At 33.8% G+C, this 19,907-nt stretch carries 8 protein-coding genes; 3 read left to right on the plus strand and 5 right to left on the minus strand.

Translation table 11 applies throughout. The features are described 5' to 3' along the window. Positions 1–16 precede the first annotated feature (16 nt). Together G9C87_RS07295 and G9C87_RS07300 are read right to left on the minus strand one after the other, a co-directional pair. Entirely contained in the window at positions 17–1,900 is a 1,884-nt protein-coding gene (locus G9C87_RS07295; protein WP_172279596.1) for a beta-galactosidase, read from the minus strand. Positions 1,901–2,214: 314 nt separating this feature from the next. Continuing rightward, entirely contained in the window at positions 2,215–3,942 is a 1,728-nt protein-coding gene (locus tag G9C87_RS07300) for a sodium:solute symporter family transporter (RefSeq protein ID WP_317168541.1), read from the minus strand. Between the two features lie 245 nt (positions 3,943–4,187). Between G9C87_RS07300 and G9C87_RS07305 the strand changes: the two genes are divergently transcribed. Beyond that, positions 4,188–5,186: a GntR family transcriptional regulator gene (locus G9C87_RS07305; protein ID WP_172279598.1), complete on the plus strand. Its 999-nt coding sequence runs from the start codon at positions 4,188–4,190 to the stop codon at positions 5,184–5,186. 206 nt (positions 5,187–5,392) lie between these two features. On the opposite strand, the gene G9C87_RS07310 is transcribed toward G9C87_RS07305, so the two are convergent. From G9C87_RS07310 to G9C87_RS07320, 3 genes are all read right to left on the minus strand, one after another. Next, a complete protein-coding gene (locus tag G9C87_RS07310) occupies positions 5,393–9,205 on the minus strand; it encodes a TIM-barrel domain-containing protein (RefSeq protein WP_172279600.1) in 3,813 nt (1,270 codons plus the stop codon). 146 nt (positions 9,206–9,351) lie between these two features. After that, positions 9,352–11,004, minus strand: coding sequence for a RagB/SusD family nutrient uptake outer membrane protein (locus G9C87_RS07315; RefSeq protein WP_172279602.1), 1,653 nt, complete (start codon positions 11,002–11,004; stop codon positions 9,352–9,354). Between the two features lie 21 nt (positions 11,005–11,025). After that, positions 11,026–13,902, minus strand: coding sequence for a SusC/RagA family TonB-linked outer membrane protein (locus tag G9C87_RS07320; protein WP_172279604.1), 2,877 nt, complete (start codon positions 13,900–13,902; stop codon positions 11,026–11,028). Positions 13,903–14,763: 861 nt separating this feature from the next. On the opposite strand from G9C87_RS07320, the gene G9C87_RS07325 reads away from it, so the two are divergent. Both G9C87_RS07325 and G9C87_RS07330 read left to right on the plus strand, forming a co-directional pair. Beyond that, positions 14,764–17,883 (plus strand): M60 family metallopeptidase, encoded by a 3,120-nt coding sequence (locus G9C87_RS07325; protein ID WP_172279606.1) that lies wholly within the window; start codon positions 14,764–14,766, stop codon positions 17,881–17,883. Between the two features lie 674 nt (positions 17,884–18,557). Then, on the plus strand, positions 18,558–19,904 hold the full coding sequence (locus G9C87_RS07330) for a DUF3472 domain-containing protein (RefSeq protein ID WP_172279608.1): 1,347 nt from the start codon (positions 18,558–18,560) through the stop codon (positions 19,902–19,904). Positions 19,905–19,907: the final 3 nt, after the last annotated feature.

The raw sequence follows: 19,907 nt of genomic DNA on the forward strand, positions 1-19,907 counted from the left end.
ATTGAGTTTCTTTATATCAGTTTAGACCTTTTTCAGGGTTTAACTTGTCCAAAATAGGTTCGGTTAATGTATTTAATTCTGTATTAATTTTATTATTTTTCTGTTCAAAAATAATAATCTCATTATCACCATTTTTTAAATAACACCCAGGTAAATATAATGTCTGTTGTGGTCCTACTGACCAATACCTTCCTAAATTAATTCCATTAACAAATACAATTCCTTTTCCAAAAGGCCGCATATCCAAGAAAGTATCTCCCACTTTTGATACATTAAAATTTCCTTTGTAGATAGCTGGTCTATTCTCTTTTAGATCTGATTTTTGTTTTGCATCAATTACCGGAGCCTTTTCAAAAGGAAGTCCATACATCTCCCAATCTCCGGTGATTTTTCGGTCATTAATAAATACAGGAGAAATAATTCCTTTTGTATTTTTATTAATAGCAGCTCCGTAGTTAATTCTTCCCATGTTTTCTACCAAAATGTCTAATTTTCCATTGAAGGGTATATTAACTTCACATTCGTATTTTTTATAATAACGATTAAGCTCTCCAACTTTTTCTCCATTCACATAAACAATCGCATAATCTCTTAATCCATCAAGTTTTAAAGTTCCTTTAATTGGTTGATTAAAGTTTTTGCTGTACCAGACATAGCCATACCCCTGATTTAATTGCTCAAAAGTCAAAGGATTATCATTAATTACTGGCTTTACATTATTTTTTAAATTTTCTAAATCTATTGCCTGAGACAATTTAATACCCTGAATCTGAATGACTGGAATTTTTGCAGGAATAGGAGGCGTAGAAGAATTTTTTAATAATTCTCTTAATTTCAAATACTTTTCAGTCTCCCAACCTGCCTCAGTAATGGGAGCATCATAATCATAACTGGTCATACTCGGTTGTATGTCATGATCTTTATCGTAATTAGCTCCAGAGGTAAACCCAAAGTTAGTTCCTCCATGCACCATGTAAATATTAAAGGAAATATCGTTATTCATGAATTTTTCAATATGGCTTTTTACTCTTTCCGCGGCTTTACGAGGGAAAGGTTCTGCCCAATGATCTAACCACCCGGGATAGTATTCCGCTACCATAAAAGGACCTTCTCCGTTATGAAATTTCTTTACCTCTTTCTTAATATTTTCTGGATCTTCGTCTCCATTTGCAGTTGGCAAAGCGCCGGGCAAAGCACCTCCTTCAAATAACCAGTCTCCATCTGAAGTAAAAAACTCCATCCCTTTGAAACCAACTTCTTTTAATTGATCAAATACAGATGAACTATATTTTTTATGATCTTCCATTTTAATATCTTCCCGTTGACTAACGAAAGATCCAAATTCATTTTCTCCCTGCACCATTACAATAGGACCACCATTAACAATCAGATAAGGTTTTACAACCTTATAAAGTTCTGTGAAATATGCTTTTGTTGAATGTAAAAAAGGAGTATTGTATTCTCTGATTTTCATATCCTTGTCATTTTGCAAAAACCAAGGATAACCTCCGAATTCCCATTCTGCACACACATAAGGTCCCGGGCGAAGAATTACCATTAAGCCTTCTTCTTTTGCTATTTTTAAGAATTCAGATAAGTTTCGGTTCCCGGTTTGAAAATCCCACTTTCCAGGAGCTATTTCATGATAATTCCAAAATACGTATGTCGCTATTGTATTTAGTCCCATCGCTTTAACCATTTTTAAGCGATGTCTCCAATAATCATGAGGAATTCTGGCATAATGAATCTCACCTGAATGCAATTTAACTGCCTGTCCGTTAAATTTAAATTCTCCATTCTCGATTTTGAAAGATTCGTATTTAATAGGTTTCTGTTGTGCATTTATCGAACTTGCCCCTACTAAGCACAAGGCTAAAATTATATTTTTAATAAGCTTCATCGTAATGTATTATAAATCTAGTTTAGTTAATAAAATAAATTTATAAATTTACCAGACACTACCATACTAGTTCCTACCGGTTTTTGTAGCTTTACTACCAGTTTAAAATTTGGAAATATATCGAGGTTTATTAAAATAATTCGCGATTCTGTTCTACCCAAATACCAACAGATTATAAATTCCATTGAGCAAGCTCTTGCTCAACAACTGCTAAAAGATGAAAAACTACTTTCTATAAAGGTGTTTATGTAATAAATTTTGCAAAAAATCAAATTTCTCATTTTCCTCAAATACAAAACTCAAAATTATTTCTATTACCAAAAACGAACATATATAGCAGTTAGAAGTAATAAAATAATGACAATCAGGAATAATGTTCTATTGTCCACACTGAACATATTTTTGTCTGTGACAAAAGCCTTTGGATTTACTTTTGGCTCAAAAAGACTTAAGAGAATCATTACAACTGCGGTAATGAAAAATGACCAACCCATATTGATAAGGAAAGGAATCTCTGTAATGGTTTTCACCACACCGTTTTCCAATTTTTCATAAGTGAATGCTGTATAAATCCATGTTTCTTTTCCAAACAAGCCAACTGCAAAGCTGTTAAAGAAAATAGATAATAAAAAACCAAGAATAACTCCAACAATAGCAGCGGTTCCGGTAGTTCTTTTCCAAAACATTCCTAAAATAAACATAGCAAATACACCCGGACTGATAAAACCAGTATATTTTTGTATAAATGTGAAACCGCCTTCTCCACCGATTCCCAAAATATCCGTCCATGTAAATACCAAAGCAATAAGCATCGCCACTATAATTACCCACCGTCCTGTTCTTACCATTTGGATTTCAGAGGTGTTGGTGTTTAAATATTTTTTATAAATATCTAAAGTGAAAATTGTGGATATACTATTTACTTTTCCAGCAAGTGATGCGACTATTGCAGCTGTTAAAGCAGCAACCGCAAGACCTTTAAGCCCAGATGGAAGCAACCCCAATATTGCAGAATAAGCACTATCTTTTACTCCATTAAAACTTGACAAATGACCTTTTGTAAAGAGTACATAAGCTGCAATCCCAGGAAGTACAACAATTACAGGCATAAAAAGTTTTAAAAATCCTGCAAATAAAATTCCTGTTCTTGCTGTTTTCAAATCTGCTCCTAATGCTCTTTGGGTAATGTATTGGTTACATCCCCAATAATTAAGTTGTACAATCCATTGTCCAGCAAAATACATCGCTAAGCCTGGCAAAACCACATATTTCTGTACCGCTAAATTTTCCGGCATTGATAAAGAAGTTGTTGTTATTTGTGGTTTATTTAGAATGAGTTTGAAATGTCCCGGAGCTTCTTTCAAAAGGGTATCTAAACCCGTTAAGGCATTTCCAATAGCAGCACCATTAATTCTTTGATCCACGACCTGTAATGCCATATAAACTGTAGCAAAACCACCAATAACAAGAACTGCTACTTGAATAACATCCGTGTAGCCAATGACTTTCATTCCCCCCAATCCAATAAACAAAGCCATTAGTAAAAGTGCAATCATGATGATATGCAGGTGGCCTCCACCAAGCAATGAATCAATAGCTACAGCTCCTAAATAAAGAATAGAAGTAAGATTAACAATTACATACAAAAATAGCCAAAAAACAGCCATAATAAGGGAAACAGACTTATTATATCGTGTTTCCAAAAACTGGGGCATCGTATAAATCTTATTTTTGAGATAAATCGGAATAAACCATACTGCAATAATGATTAGAGCAATTGCAGCCAGCCATTCGTAGACGGCAACAGCTACTCCTATGAAGAAGCCTTCTCCACTCATCCCAATAAATTGTTCTGCCGAAATATTAGATGCAATCAAGCTCGCTCCAATTGCCCACCACGTAAGTGAGCCTTCTGCAAGGAAATAATCTTTACTTCCTGTCATTTTTGATTTCTTTCGCTTGTATATCCATAAGCCATATGCTGTTACAACCGAAAAATACATTAGAAATATAACAAAATCAAGAGTCGAAAGTTTTTCCACGCTTAAAAATTTTTATAGTAAGTTTATCATAGATTTGTACACTTTTCAGCACTTTTATATACTTTAAAGTATTTAATAATTTAGCGTCCCTAATAGATCATTTAAAATAAAATTGAATCTTTTTCATCAAAATCACACAAAAGGAAACATTATCTTACCAAATATATAAATTTGGAAAACGCATCCATACTTGTTCCTACCAGTTTTTGTATATTCACCACTAGTTTTAAAAAATTGGAAATATCATGAAACTTATTAAAATAACTCCCGATTCGGTTATCCCTAAATACCAACAGATTATAAATTCCATTGAACAGGCTCTTGCTCAGCAACTGCTAAAAAAAAATGACAAGCTACCTTCCATAAATAAAGTATGCATGGAATTTGGTATTTCTAGAGACACCGTTCTATATGCATACGAAACATTGAAAAAGAGAGGAATAGTAAATGCCATTTTAGGTAAAGGGTACTACATAAAAAGTACTGATTGGGATTTTGAAGAGCGAATTTTTCTATTATTTGATGAGCTTAATGCTTTCAAGGAAACACTATATAATTCATTTTTGGAAGAGTTACAACAAAGATCTAATATCCATGTTTTTTTTCACTACTTCAATATAGATGTCTTCAAGAAGTTAATCGAAGAAAATAATGGAAACTACACAAAGTACATAATTATGCCGGGCAATATGAATAATACGGCGCCCATTATTAAGATGCTTCCAAAGAAGGATGTTTATATATTAGATCAAACCAATTTACATTTAAGAGAATATTCATCAGTCTATCAGAATTTCGCAAAAGACATGTATAATGGTCTATCAAAAGCGAAAGCTTTGCTTAAAGCGCACCAGAGACTGATTCTTATTTTTCCAGGAGAAAAAGAACCTATAGGTATGGTAGAAGGATTTACTAGTTTTTGTGAGCAGCATAAAAAGAAACATATCATTATCAATAACTTTACCGACGAGGAAATACTGGATGGAGATGTATTCATAATTCCTGATGATAAACACTTGGTAAATGTTATTAAACAATCTAAAAAGCAGAAACTAAAGATTAAAAAGGATTTCGGAATTATCTCCTACAACGAAACACCTCTTAAAGGTATTGTAGAAAGTGGTATTACTACAATTTCCACGGATTTTTGGCAAATGGGAAAGATCTTAGCAGAAATGATTCTTAATTCCAAACAAGAAAGGATCGAAAATGCGTCTGATCTAATTATCAGGAATTCCTTATAAATGATTTGAATTAATATTTTTACCTGAAATTATTTAAAAAAAATACAAACAAAAGCTAAATAGGGAATCATTCTGAACGAATTTATGCTTGTTTTTGAAAAAAGGCTCAGATTCTAAAATCCAAGCCTTGACTTTTTAACTTACTCATATCGTGAGATGTTGTCAAAAAATGTAAATTCTTTCTTTTGCTTTAAATAATTTCGTAATTAAAAGTTAATAGAGTTCAGTGTTTTATCAACAAGTAATCCTTTACTCGCTTTTATATTAAATGATCCGTTTCGTTTTGCTTTAAATTTAATAATGAATAAATCCGTTGTGCCTTCTAAAGGAAGTTTTTGTCCTACATTGACCAGCGTAGGATATAATACCTTTTCTTTGTTGGTATGCAGTCTGTCATAAGTCAAATTTTCCATTTGTCCGATATTTAATGGGGTAATTCCTATATATTCCAATTCTTCCTGTTTATACGGAATAGCGAAACTCAATGCATTTACAGATTTCAGATTACTACCTTTTACTACTACTTCAATGATATCATTCTTAGCATATTGTTGTTTTGAGGCAGAGGCTGTAATGCTACCTTGCAGTGGTTTTAATTCTTCATCATTTACTCCTCCATCTATTTTCGTAGCGACGTTAGAAATATCAAATGCATCAATGAAACCATTTTTATTTATATCTCCGTTGCTAATATATCCTTCAAAATCAGAATCTCCTTTTCTCAAACCTGTATAATTAATATATGAAGTAAAATCATTCATATCAATTTTCTGATCATTGTTGATATCGCCGGGAAGCAAGCTTGAAGACCCTGGAACTTTGAATACATATAATTCGTTTCCACTTCCAAAGTTTTTGAAAGCATTGCTTACTACAATCTTCATAAATCGTGTAGTTGGATGTGTGGCGAAATCTAAAGATTTACTTTTGTTATTTCTATCCCATGTAAAAGAGCCAAGTTCTATCCAATCTTTTTTATTATCACTATACGAAATTTTACCATTCATCCATATTCCGTTGTAACCACTGTTTCTAGGAGTATATTCTAATTTGCTTATGGTATTAATAGAACCTAAATCTAAAATTATCTCAAAAGGGACTTTGCTTTTTTCATAATCTGAGTGCCAGCCTGTGCTCACATCCTGATCAAAAAGATTCTCTAGTCCTTCTCCTTCCTGACTTGGAATTGTGGCTGTGGCTTTTATGCCTTTAATTACAAATTCATAAGGGTTTTTATTGGTCTGGGATGAAAAAGGAACCCAATCAGAAGTATTTGTTTTATTTACGGCTCTTAATTTGAAATCATATTTCGTTTCAGGATCTAATCCTTCAAATAAGAAAGAGGTATCTTTTATATTACTATATACCATATTATTATATAGTATTTCGTAATAATCAGCATTAGGAATTGTATTCCACGATGGTAATATAGAATATGCGGTGTTTGTATTTTCTGAAGTGATTGGTTTCAAAGCTTCTGCAAATGCTCCGGAATTCTTTTTTAGTTGATTAGAATTAATAAATTGGTAGTCTTTAATGACAAGCTCTACTTTGTTTTTGCTAACATCTGTGATTCCTGATTTTACCCACAATTGTGGATTTCGAGAAATCGAAACCTTTGAAAATTCAGAATCTTTTGTAGAAAAATTATTGAATTCAGGTTTACTATTGTAAAAATATACGTTTGTAGCATTATTGAATTCATCTAAAGTATTTACTATATTCAGTTTTATATTTTTACCTCCAATAGAAAGCTTTACACCGGATGGTTTCTTAGTAACATTGATTCTAAATTCTGTCATTTTTTCTTTTTCAAAGCCATTAAAGTTACCTTGAGTAGAAGAGATGCTTATTGTTGCAGTATTTTTTACAACATTACTTTCTATAAGAGTGCTTACAGATTCTTTTTTCATGTAATTTTCGGTTACGCCATCGTCATCATATTCTATAAAACTGGATTTGCCTGAAGGATATACCTCATAAATTCTTAATTTTTTATTGATTTGATGAATGTTGTTATTGGCATTTACCATCGGAATAATAGCACCTGGTTTCACAAATAGAGGGAGTTTCCAAATTGGGGCATCGAAATGATTTAAAACAATCCCTCCTTCATAAGTTTGCCCTGTAAAGTAATCAATCCAATTTCCTTTAGGAAGGTAAATATTATTTCTAATATCATTTCCTTCTTTATCCGTTTTTGTAGCCTGATATACTGGAGCTACTAAGAAATAAGGTCCATACTGATACTGGTATTGAGTAGATTTTCCTAGGGTATATTCATTCGCTTCATCTAAAAACATTGCTCTGATCATTGGCAATCCCTCTACAGCTTCCTTCGCTATACTATAGCTATAAGGAAGCAGACTGGATTTCAATTTTAAATAGTTCCTGTTAATAGAAGCCGCAGACTCACCCAAAGCATGGGGATACTTTTCGTTTGTTCCCCAGCCGTCCATGTTTAACTGCATAGGAGTAAAGGTCTTCCATTGGAAATCCCTTGTATTAACGATTGGGTTTTTCCCTCCAAAAATACCATCCATATCCGAAGTAATGTTAGGCTGGCCAGACAAACCAGAACCTATATAGGTAGGAATGTGAAATCTGATGTATTCCCACTCCCCTCCGGTTTGGTCTCCTGTCCAAATACCTGCATATCGTTGTGAACCAGCCCAACCGTCTAACGAAATGATGAAAGGACGACTTCCGTTTCCATAGCGCGGTATTATTTGGGCTACATCTGAAATACCATTCAGTCCGAATGAATAGCCAGGACCTACCCAGGCAACATCCGTTTTTAGTACTCTTACACCTGCGTCACCTACTTCCTTTATGATATCTCTCTGTAAAAGAGCATTTATACCATCTTTAGGGTGCAAATCTGATTGAGTCCATAACCCTATTTCTACACCGTTTTTTCTGGCATAATTTCCGAGAGATTTCAAGTTAGCTATATTGCCATCCAAGGTTTCTGTCTGCCCGTATCCAGCACTGTAACCATCATTTGGCAATATCCACCCCAAAGGCATATCTGTATTTTTATAACGGTCTATCACTGCTCTGGCAGAAAACTGATAGTTATTTTTTTCTCCATTTAAAGATTCTTTAACCCCTCCATTGTCTTTTTGGCTCTCTTTATATCTTTTTCCGTCTTCAAATAGGATTCCTTTATCATCTTCTTTCCAATAATCTCTATTGTAGGCATTAAGATGTCCTTCATAAAAACCAAATTTGGGTAAAAGTACAGGGTTTCCTGTGAGCTGGTAAAAATCATTCAACAAAGATTTAGGTTGATCATTTACCATAAAGAAAACATCCAGGTAATTAATCTCATGAGCCAGTTTCACTTCATTTTTATTTTGTTTACCGAAATCATAATATCCTTTTTTGAAAGTATGCCACATAAAACCATACCCATTTGTAGACCAATAATAAGGATTTGGAGATGCAACACCACCATCAGTCCAGTTATTTTGATTCACAATAAAGATGGTATTTCCTTTATGAGAAAATCGACCGTTTTGTACTCCGCCTCCATAGAAATATTCATCCTTTCCTTGAGATAAAGTAAGCACTGCTTCTTTAGAATTAAATTCAATGGGAGCAACAAAAGAAAATATCTCTTTATTAAGGCTCAAGTTGAATACTTTAAATAAAGAAGTTGCTTTTTCAATTTCTATTTTAATTTTACTGGTGGAAATAGAAACAGTGTGCGGTAAATTGTTGACAGCAATTTCTTTTACTTTTCTTCTGGGCTGATCTACCAAAATCTGAGCAGGAGGTATCGCTTCAGGATTTCTTACTTCTCCTCCTTTGGGATCGAAAAATAATCGAAAAATATTTTCTCCATAAAAATCTATTGTCATTTTTTTGTTATCAGAGAGCAAAACTTCTACTGAAGTTTCTCCTTTCTTAGAAACATTTTCAATTTTTTGAGCCTGAATTTTTCCAATGAAGAAAAAAAGAAAAGAGCTCAGTAGTAAAATCTTTTGAATTTTTGAATTTAAAACGGCATCCATTTACCTTGATTTATTTATTAATTACATTTTACACTACTCTAAGAAATAAGATCGATATAAGATAAAATTAACTGTAGCTTTCTGTGATATTAAGAATTTCAAAAATAGTTTTTTATCAAGTAATAACTATAGTCATTTATATAAAATTAATATCCTTTTGCTGCTTGAGCTTCTTTTAGTTTCGGATTTAAATCCACAGCTTTTTGGGGATAAGGAAATCTGTAAAATCTATTATCCCAAACTCTTGTTGCAACCTGCGTATTAGTAATATCATAAACGGTTTTCATTACATTTGGGGCAATCTTCCATCTCCTGATATCATAAAATCTGTGGCCTTCATTTGCCAGTTCTATCCTTCTTTCATTTCTGATAATTTCTCTTAAGGTTTCTTTTGTCTGTGTGTTGCTAACCCCTACCATACCTGCTCTGCCTCTAATCTGATTTAATGCATCATAGATTGAAGGATCTGGACCAAAAAATTCATTTCTTGCTTCGGCATATATAAGTAATACTTCTGCATAACGGATAAGCATAAAATTGTTGCTCATATTTAAATTCTCGTCCAATGAGCCATAATCCGCCATTTTTTTATAATTATAGCCTATCTTGGACGTATTGTTTGCACCTTCATTCCATTTGAACAGTGTACTTGTCCCAAAACCTTTTAAGTAAGACCAGGGCCCATCTGGATGCATTATACTTGCATATAAACGGGTATCTCTGTTTTTAAATTCATCCAGATAGGCATTATTTGGGTTACCATGATTATAATTTGAAGCTCTTGTAGCATTAGAAGGAGGTGTAAATGCCGTTCCATCTTTGTTCCAATAGGCATTTACTAAATCAATTGTTGGTGTTACAGAACTCCATCCACTCTCTTCATTTGGCAATAAGAAAAGGGCCATGCTATTACTAAATACTCCTTTAGAGTCCGGTACAAATTGAGCTTCTAAAATTGATTCTTTGTTGCCATTATTTTTAGCCCAGAACAATGCTTGATAATTGCTCAATCCTCTATAAAAATTATCTTTATCTGTTGCAGAGGTAAAGGTAACAAAGCTATCATAATTTGTACTTGTGTCTACTAAAGTTGTAGTGAAAAGATTATAAGTACCGGAGTTAATTACTGATTGAGCAGCTTCATAAGCTTCTTTATATTTTCCTGTGTATAAATATATCCTTGCCTTAAATGCCAATACTGCTCCTTTTGTTATTCTGCCTTTATCCTGGCCGGAGGGGTAGGCAGTTGGTAAATCATTTTCTATAGCATTTAATTCACTGATTACAAAATTATCAATTTGAGTTTCAGAAATAGGAGTTAGGGTGGATCCATCCAATTCACCTGATTTTTGTACGAGTGGAAGAGCTCCAAAACGTTGTGATAAATCAAAATAATTAAAAGCTCTTATAAACCTGGCTTCTGCTTTATATCTACCAGCTAAATTTTTGTCCATTGGGATCTCATCAATTTTTTCCAAAAAAGTATTGGCTCTTCTAATTGTAGTAAAATCATATCCGAAATCTATAGAAGGAAGTATGTTTCCCGCAGAAGCATCTACTGCAGTTGTTTCCCAGGGATATTGAGCAAATGAATTATCGGTAAAACTATCGTTATATAAATTGCTGTAAGCGGCATCAGAAAAATATTTGTAAATACCATTTAATGCCATGGTTGCGTCTTTTTCCGTCTTCCAAAATGTTTCTTCCGATACTTTATCTTCCGGAAACCTATCTAAATTACAAGAACTAGTCACTATAGCCAGGGAAGCTGATAGTAATATAATTTTTATCTTTTTCATTTTCAGATGTTTAATTTTAAATTAAAAAGTTGCATTGATACCAAAGGATATGGTTTTTAAATATGGATATGTTGAACGGCTACTGGGCATTTCAGGATCAAAATCTTTCATTCGTTTATCTCCTCTCAATGTAAAGTAATTCTCTAAGTTGGCATATATTCTGAATTTTGTCAGTCCTATGCGGCTAATTGTTTCCTTAGGAATAGAATATCCCAAAGTAATAGACTTAATTCTAAAGTAACTTGCATCAAAAAGCCAATAATCTGAAATAACACCTATATTTTGAGTTCCTCCCCCTGATGGCAGTATTCTAGGATACAGGGCATTAGGATTCGGGTTTTCCGGAGTCCATCTGTTATCTGAAACATATTGTTTTGCACCGGCACCATTAAAAAATGCCTGAGAAGATTCTTTATCCAGATATACCTTAACATTAGCTACCCCCTGACCCACTACGCTAAGATCAAAATTTTTATATCTACCCCCTATACTTAGACCATAGGTAAGACTTGGAACATCATTTCCTATTACTGTTCTATCTTTTTCATCAACAACTCCATCTCCATTAATATCTACATATTTTATATCACCAACTTGAGAGCTACTATATAATTTAGGATAATTATTGTTGATATCTTCTTGAGTTAGGAGACCTGCAGTCTTATATCCGTAGAAATCACCAATTGAGCCTCCTACTTGTGTTATCCAATAATCATTATATAAGGTCTTACTATTGATGAGTGAAAGAATATTATTTCGGTTTTTAGCAAAATTTGCATTGATGTAAAAGTCCCCATTTTCAAAATTTTTATTATATCCCAAAGTAATTTCTATCCCTTTATTTTCCACATTACCCGCATTAATGGGCGGTGCTTGGTTTTCTGCTACACCAGTTTCATATTCTAATTGGTTGCTCATTAATGCACCTTTTGTAAGACGGTTATATAAATCTACCGAGAAAGTGAAGGCATTATTGAATAAAGATCCGTCCAGACCTATATTTTTGGTAACAATTGTTTCCCAGCCTATGCCCAAAAATCCAAGCTTACCCGGTACCACTCCCCCTACTATAGTATTCCCCAAAACTGTAGAAGTATTATCCATATAGGTCTGATTGTCATAATAACCAATGGTATTGATAGATCCGGTGCTGCCATAAGAACCTCTTAATTTTAGTGTATTGATAAAACTCAGGTTTTTTATGAAATTCTCCTTATCTAATCTCCAGGAAGCCATAATTGCAGGAAAATATCCCCATCTATTTTCTTTGGCAAAACGTGAGGATGCATCTGCCCTTATGATACCTTCTAAAAAATATTTTTCCTGATAATTATAATTGATACGAGCGAAAACAGACTGGAAAGCATATTGCTGAGTATTAGAATTTAATTCATCCAAGGTTCCGTCAAGGGTACTAAGAGCACTTAAAGAATGTAATCCATCTTTTGGTATATTGGATTTTTTACCAGATATGGATCTAGTTGTATAGTCTTCGTACGAAGTACCTCCCAACAATTTAAAATAATGTGATGATATGTTTTTTTCATAACTTATCAGGACCTGAGTATTAAGTAATTCATCAGAATTCCAGGACTCAGAATAGTTATTAATTGCTCTCGCAGTTGAACTAATAGGAACATTAGTTAAAAAATTGTATACGGGGTTTAGTGTATTTACAAAAGTCCCTAAACGATAGTTCCAATTTGAATAGTTAATTTGAGCATTTACATTTAATCCTTTTACAGGAGTGTAATTGGCAGATAATGCCCCCATAAATTTTTGATCATTTGACTTAGAATCTCCTCCCTCTACATTGTTTCTTACAGGATTGGTATTTGCAAATGTATTATCTACTTTACCCGCATTAACAGATCCCCACCATCCATTGGATTGTCTTAATACCATAGTAGGAGTTATTCTTGCTAATTCTCCAGTATTAATAACACCGCCCTGATCATTGATCATTTGTTTGATAAATGATATATTAGAATTTACTGTAAGTTTATCACTCAATTTAGAGGATGTATTTGTCCTAAAAGAATATCTATCCATACTCTTTGTAGGTGATAGAGACTCCTGTTTCAAATACCCTAAACTTGCGAAATAACGAGTTTTATCTCCACCTGATATATTTATCTCATTATTAAGCACATTTGCCATTCTTCGATAAGTTGCTTTATACCAGTCTGTGTTTGGGTATCTGTCGGTGTCTGTACCGGCAGCTGTAAGATTTATTTGATCTTGCGTATATTGAGAAAAATGACCAACATTATTATTAGCGTTATAATATGCTTCATTTTTCAGTTTCATATATTCAACAGCATCTACATACTTAGGCAAATAGGTGGGCGTCTGATAACCATTATACATATTATAACCTATACTCATCTTACCTCCACCGCCTTTTTTAGTCTCAACAAGAACAACCCCATAGCCAGCTCTTGCACCATAGATAGATGCTGAAGCATCTTTTAAAATGCTTATATTTTCAATATCAGCTGGGCTTAATCTGGAAAAATCTGCAGCACTAGAGGGAATACCATCTATAATATAGAGTGGAGAATTACCCGCAACACTCCTTCCCCTTACATTCAAGGTAGGAACAGAACCTACATCTCCCAAAGAAGACTTAATTGTAACTCCTGGTAAAGCACCTTGCAGACTTGCTGTTAAGCTTGTTGTTGGGCGATCCTGTAGTATCTTTTTATCAACAGAAGCTATAGATCCGGAAACAGTTCCTTTTTTCTGTTTTCCGAATCCTACTAAAACAATTTCTTCCAGATCTTTTACTTTTTTAGAGGTAGAGTCCGAAGGTTTGTTTTTAGTTTTTTGTGCATCCACTAATGTAATAGATGACATTAAAATTGCACTCAAAATACAAATTGTAGTTTTCTTCATATTTTATTGACTTTTATAACAATATTATCCAGATGATGTTGAATTCTAAAACCGTATCACTTACCATTTTTTCCAGGCAAAAACAAAAAAATGGTGATCTTCCATATTTTACAGTATCCGGCACAAATGGAAAATATGTAAAGTGAAACCTCCCGATTATATCCAAATACACTATATACCCTCTTCTTATTTCCTTTTCTGAATGTGAACTAACTATTACTTTAATATTAACCCTGTGTAACCCAAATGTATAGTTTTACACCATTCCTCCATACTGGTAGCCACCAGTTTTTATCCCTTTACCACCAGTTTGAAAATCATTTGAATACGGCCTTATTAAGAAGCTCTTAGAAATTGGTTATAAATTGGCAGCCATGCCTATTGCTTCTCTATTTTTCAAGAGAAAAAACCCATTTACATATTGATTTTTTCCATTACAAAAGTGTTTTCAATTTGTCATTCATGGATCACTATCAAATATTAAAACGAATTTTTTAAAGGTTAAAAATCTTTATAAGCATGTTTAGAATTAATTTTCAAAGCGTCTTAAATAAGTCAACTGGTAGTGAACATTCAAAAACAGGTAGGTACTAGTTTGTGCAATTACTTTAATTGTTAATTTTGGAAAGGAGGTTTTTAGTTCAGATATATCGCAAACTTAACAGGAGTGTAATAGAAGTATTTATCTGTAAAAAGTCTTTTTAGGATAAAGTTTTGAGCTATCAACTCACAAATAGTGGATAATTAATATCTGGGAAGATTGCTTAATACAATTACTATTCAAAAACAAATCAAAGCTGGATTTGTCTAACAGCTATAGATTATTACTTTGTTATTTTTTTAATCAAAAATCTACACCAAATGAAAAACAATTATTTTATTCTCTCATTTCTACTCGTTTTACAGACAGCTTTCGCACAGCAGTATAAGATGCCTGTAGCATATGTAAATTCGTTACAGCCCGCACAATCAGGACAGGAGGCTGGACAGAGTATTGATAATAATGTGAATACTCTTTATCATTCTCAATATAATTTGAGCACAGCACTTCCGGACCAGTTAAATTTCAAATTTTCCAACCGGGTAAAAAGTATAAAAAGGTTAGTCTACAAACCTAGAACAACGGGCCCAAACGGAATCTGGACAAGTGTGAAAGTTTCTTATTCTACCCAATCCGATCCTACAGTTTTTATAACAGCAACCGGGGTTATTTCCTGGGCAGCTGATAATACGGCAAAAACTATAGATTTGCCGACAGCAATAGTTCATCCTGCTGTTATTAGGATTGATGTCCTCAGTGCCCAAAATAATTTTTCAAGTTGTGCTGAGATGGAATTTTATTCTACAGAACAGATGGATCCTGTACAAACAGAATGTACACTGGCAACCAATGAGTTTTCAGCTTATGCAGATATCCCAGTATTGCCTCAGGTGGCAGGATCTTCGGCCTCAAGTTTCCAATCGGGAGAAAATATAGAGAAATCCTTTGATGGTGATGTAAGTACACTTTATCATTGTAGTTGGAATGCAACAGCAGCTACTTTTCCTATTTCTCTGATTTACAAGTTTAATGGACAAACAGCTATAAATTATTTAAGGTACACACCCAGACAGGATGGCGGACCAAACGGACTTTTTGGAAATGTAAAAATAAGTTATAATACAATTTCTAATCCAGCATACATTACTATTTCTACTCAAAATTTTGGGCAGACATCTGCAATAAAAACGGTAAATTTTCCTTCCGCCATTACTCCTTTAACTATAAAAATTGAAGTTCTTGATGGTAAAAATAACTTTGCAAGCTGTGCCGAAATGGAATTTTTTCAGGCGAGTTCTAATAGTTTTGATCCTTCAGCTTATTCAAATATTTTTAATGATTCTATTTTCAGTGCTTTAAAAACAAATGTAACCCAGCAGGATATTGATGCCATTTCCTCACCTTTCATAAAAGGATTAGCTCAGTGTTTATTTAATAATACCTACAATAAAAAATATAGGGTACAGACTTTTACGGCATACAAGACAATTGAATCAATAAATACCCAATATAAAATTGGAAATTATAACGGATATGAAAACCCTACAGGGATAGCATTTCAGCCTAATACCACTGCTATTGTTTTTGCGAAAGATATTACCTCTGAAAACAAAGTTTACTTAAAAATAAGAGATTTTGCTACTGAAGGGGCGTCCCCTGAAAAAACATACGAACTAAAAAATGGAATAAATATCCTCGCTATTGCTAATACAGGTTTGGGATATATTTCATATTACACTGATAATGTAAATGCCGCCCCGGTAACTGTAAATATCACAGCAGGTATTGTAAATGGTATTTATAAAAAAGGTACAACCCCTACAGAATGGGCAGAAATGCTGACTAATGATGTCTATCCAAAAATTGATATAGAAGGTTATTATACAAAACTGGTTACCAATAAGTCTGCGGTAAGCAATTTCCATTTCACAACCGCCCAGCCTTTGATAGATAAGTATGATGCAATTGCCAAGTCTGAAAGAGAAATGATGGGCTTCTATAAATTCAATAAAAACTTTAAAAACAGGCAGCTTGTTTATATGGAATCTACAGGAGGATGGTTTGCAGGAGGTTTAGGAGTTCATTTAGATCTTACTTGGGGATTATCCAATTCAACCTCAGCATCAGGACTTGATATTTGGGGTGTGGGACATGAATTAGGTCATATCAACCAGGTAAGGCCAGGATTAAAATGGGTTGGTACAACAGAAATCACTAACAATTTATACTCATTGTGGGCCTATTATAATATGTACTTACCTACAGGGAGTAACAGATTTACAAGGCTGGAAGGTGAAATTGCCGATAAAACGGCCTTTCCTAAAGTGGCTGGAAACAGATTTGGAGAAATTATTATTCAGACACAAATTAACGGGAAGAGTATTATGGATCAATTCAGAACAGATTATGTGAATCCCGCTGATGCGAATTTCAGAAGCCTTATTCCATTTTGGCAATTAGAATTGTATTATCAAGTGGCAGGCGCTTCAAAAGGTGCTGCAACCCTTGCATTTGATTCAGATATGTCTGATGAAGATACCCCTACAGTTACCCCTACAGGTCCGGGAGTAGATTATGCACATTGGTTTGCTACAGTAGCTGAGAAAGTAAGAAATACAAACGAAAGCCAGTTTACCCAAGGGCAATTGGTGATGAATTTTGTAAAAAATGCCTGTGACGCCGTACAAGAGGACCTTACGGATTTCTTCACTAGCACCGGTTTTTTAAAGCCAATAAACGGTACCATATCAGATTACACCAATGCTCAAATGACAATTACCCAAAGCATGATTGATGATGTGAAAAGCTATGTCCTGGCAAAGGGATATGCCAAACCTGTATCTCCGGTCATCAATTATCTTTCAGCGAATAGTGTAAATGCATTCAAGAATATGCAGCCTGTTTCAGGGATTACGGGTGTTGGTGCACAGATCACAACCAATACACAAGGACAGTTCTTATTGGTAGATAATTCTAAATGGAGTAATGCTGTTGCCTTTGAAACCTATAATTCAAGTAGCCAGCTAATCAGTGTTTCTATTGTAGGAACAGGAGATACTACATTGACAAATACTTATGTAGATTATCCTTCGAACGCAATGAAGGTGTATGCCGTGGGATACAATGGACAAAAAATACTGGTTTATCCGGCAATTACATTAGTTGTTGATGATATTAAGAAAAATAATAATGAATTTACTGTTTATCCGAATCCTTTAAAAAATGGCCAAAAATTAGTTATTGATTTTAAAAATTCAAAAGAAAATCTGAAAGCAGGATTGTATGATTTGACTGGGAAGCCACTTATTTTAGCAAAAGGCTCTTTAAGAGAGATAAATAAGGAAATTAACGATAAAATTCAAGATTTGAAAACAGGAATTTATGTTGTTTCAATAAATGATGGAACCAATACCTATCAATCTAAGATTATTAAAGAATAATATTCTTTATAAGCTTTACAATCCAGCAAATTGTTACAGTGTATAATATTTAAAAATAAATGAATGCTTGAAACGATTGCCGAAGATTGTTGATTAGTAAAAAGTTTATTTTTTATACTGCCCAGCATATTATTGTCAGCAAATAAGTAAATATCAATTTTTATTTAATATCAGTTTATAGTTAGTATTACAAAATTGGTGTAAATAAACTTATAGCATTTTGTATTAATTTAATCAAAATGATAGCCATCAGTAAGTAAACTGGATAAATTAACACTTTAAAATGGTTGAAATAAATATCTGATTATGTTGTAAATCCCTTTGTTTTGTACAAAACAAAGGGATTTAACCATGGTTAAAAATACATAAATTACTACTATAATTATTTCTTCTGGAAAACAACCTATGATAAGCCTCTATTTAAAGAAAAATTTACAAAATCGGTGGTTTATGGGGATATCTAATGAGTCTTAATGTCTCCTCTAAACTTCTTTAATACATGTCTGATTCCTGAAAAGACAAAGTATAAAATCTTTAAAATTAAACAACTGCACTAACAACTTTTTAATATTATAAATTTAGATTTTTATTTAATCTACAATATGTGAAATAAACTTTTATTATATCCATAAAAAAATTAAATTAGTAGACGTAAACCAAATTACAAACATATTATGAGGACAAAAAAATTAACAAATACCTTTTTAGGTGTTGCCCTACTTATTTTTCAGTCGTGTGCAGAAACCACTGTAGTAGCGGAGGACACTGTTACTACACAAAAAAGCGCTTCAGCTTTAAAAACCACGTCTTCCTTCAATGTTCCGGTCGCAGGAAATTCTTTTATAACAGTAAAGCCTTCGGGTGCATCCGAAGTTATTACTTCTACAAAATTGGGTAACTGGACTAATTCCAACACTGTGATCAGTACTTATTTCAAGGTGGGCAATACCGGAGCCTTACATATCGGACTAAAAGCTTCTGTACCTTCCGGTACCAGCACAGTAAAAGTAACAATCGGTAATACATCCAAAAATGTTACTTTAACTGGATCAGCTTATACGGATTATTCTGTTGGAGATTTTACTATTTCCTCTCCGGGTTATGTAAAAGTTGACCTTCAGGGCGTCACCAAAACAGGCGGATACTTTGCAGATGTTACGGATATTACTTTCAGTGGAGCAGCTTCTACCGGAACCAATATTTACAGTAATGATCCTTCCTACTATTATTGGGCACGCAGAGGGCCATCCTGCCATCTTAACTATACAGTTCCGACTACCAATAATGTAAGTTACTACTATAATGAAGTAACAGTTCCCGTAGGAGAAGATAAGATAGGCTCTTACTTTATGGCAAATGGCTTTAGTGCCGGCTATTTTGGGATGCAGGTGAACTCTGCTACAGAAAGGAGAATTCTCTTCTCTGTATGGAGTCCATTTGAGACAGATGATCCGAATAATGTTCCTCCTGACCATAAAATCATTTTAAACAGAGCCGGAACCGGAGTAACAGTTGGAGAATTCGGCAATGAAGGTTCTGGAGGCCAAAGCTATTATAAATACAACTGGACAGCAGGACAAACCTATAAATTCCTGTTAAAAGGAGAACCGGATGGTAGTGGAAAAACGGATTTTACAGCCTGGTTCTTATCGCCTGATACCACAACATGGAAACTTATTGCCAGCTGGAAGAGACCTCAAACCAGCACTTATCTTAAGAGCTTCTACAGTTTTGTTGAAAATTTTAATCCGGAGAATGGATATCAGGGACGAAAAGCAGAATTCAAAAATCAATGGGCAAGAACTTCGGATGGCAACTGGATCGCTATTTCAGGAGCAAAATTCAGTGTAGACAATACCTACAATGCACAACAAAGAATAGATGCAATGGGAGGAACGAGTGGCAATGCTTTCTTTTTACAAAATGGAGGATTCTTTAATACTGTTGTTGCGCCTGGCTCTCAATTTTCTGTTACTGCGCCTACCCAGGCTCCGAATATCAATTTTTCGACACTTCCGTAAAAT

The organism is Chryseobacterium sp. LAM-KRS1 (genome assembly GCF_013184525.1).
GTDB classification, from domain to species: domain Bacteria; phylum Bacteroidota; class Bacteroidia; order Flavobacteriales; family Weeksellaceae; genus Chryseobacterium; species Chryseobacterium proteolyticum.

Coding starts and splice junctions, on each gene's coding strand:
- G9C87_RS07325 (WP_172279606.1), top strand. CDS start 14,764: ATGAAAAACAATTATTTTATTCTCTCATTTCTACTCGTTTTACAGACA.
- G9C87_RS07315 (WP_172279602.1), bottom strand. CDS start 11,004: ATGAAAAAGATAAAAATTATATTACTATCAGCTTCCCTGGCTATAGTG.
- G9C87_RS07305 (WP_172279598.1), top strand. CDS start 4,188: ATGAAACTTATTAAAATAACTCCCGATTCGGTTATCCCTAAATACCAA.
- G9C87_RS07295 (WP_172279596.1), bottom strand. CDS start 1,900: ATGAAGCTTATTAAAAATATAATTTTAGCCTTGTGCTTAGTAGGGGCA.
- G9C87_RS07320 (WP_172279604.1), bottom strand. CDS start 13,902: ATGAAGAAAACTACAATTTGTATTTTGAGTGCAATTTTAATGTCATCT.
- G9C87_RS07330 (WP_172279608.1), top strand. CDS start 18,558: ATGAGGACAAAAAAATTAACAAATACCTTTTTAGGTGTTGCCCTACTT.
- G9C87_RS07310 (WP_172279600.1), bottom strand. CDS start 9,205: ATGGATGCCGTTTTAAATTCAAAAATTCAAAAGATTTTACTACTGAGC.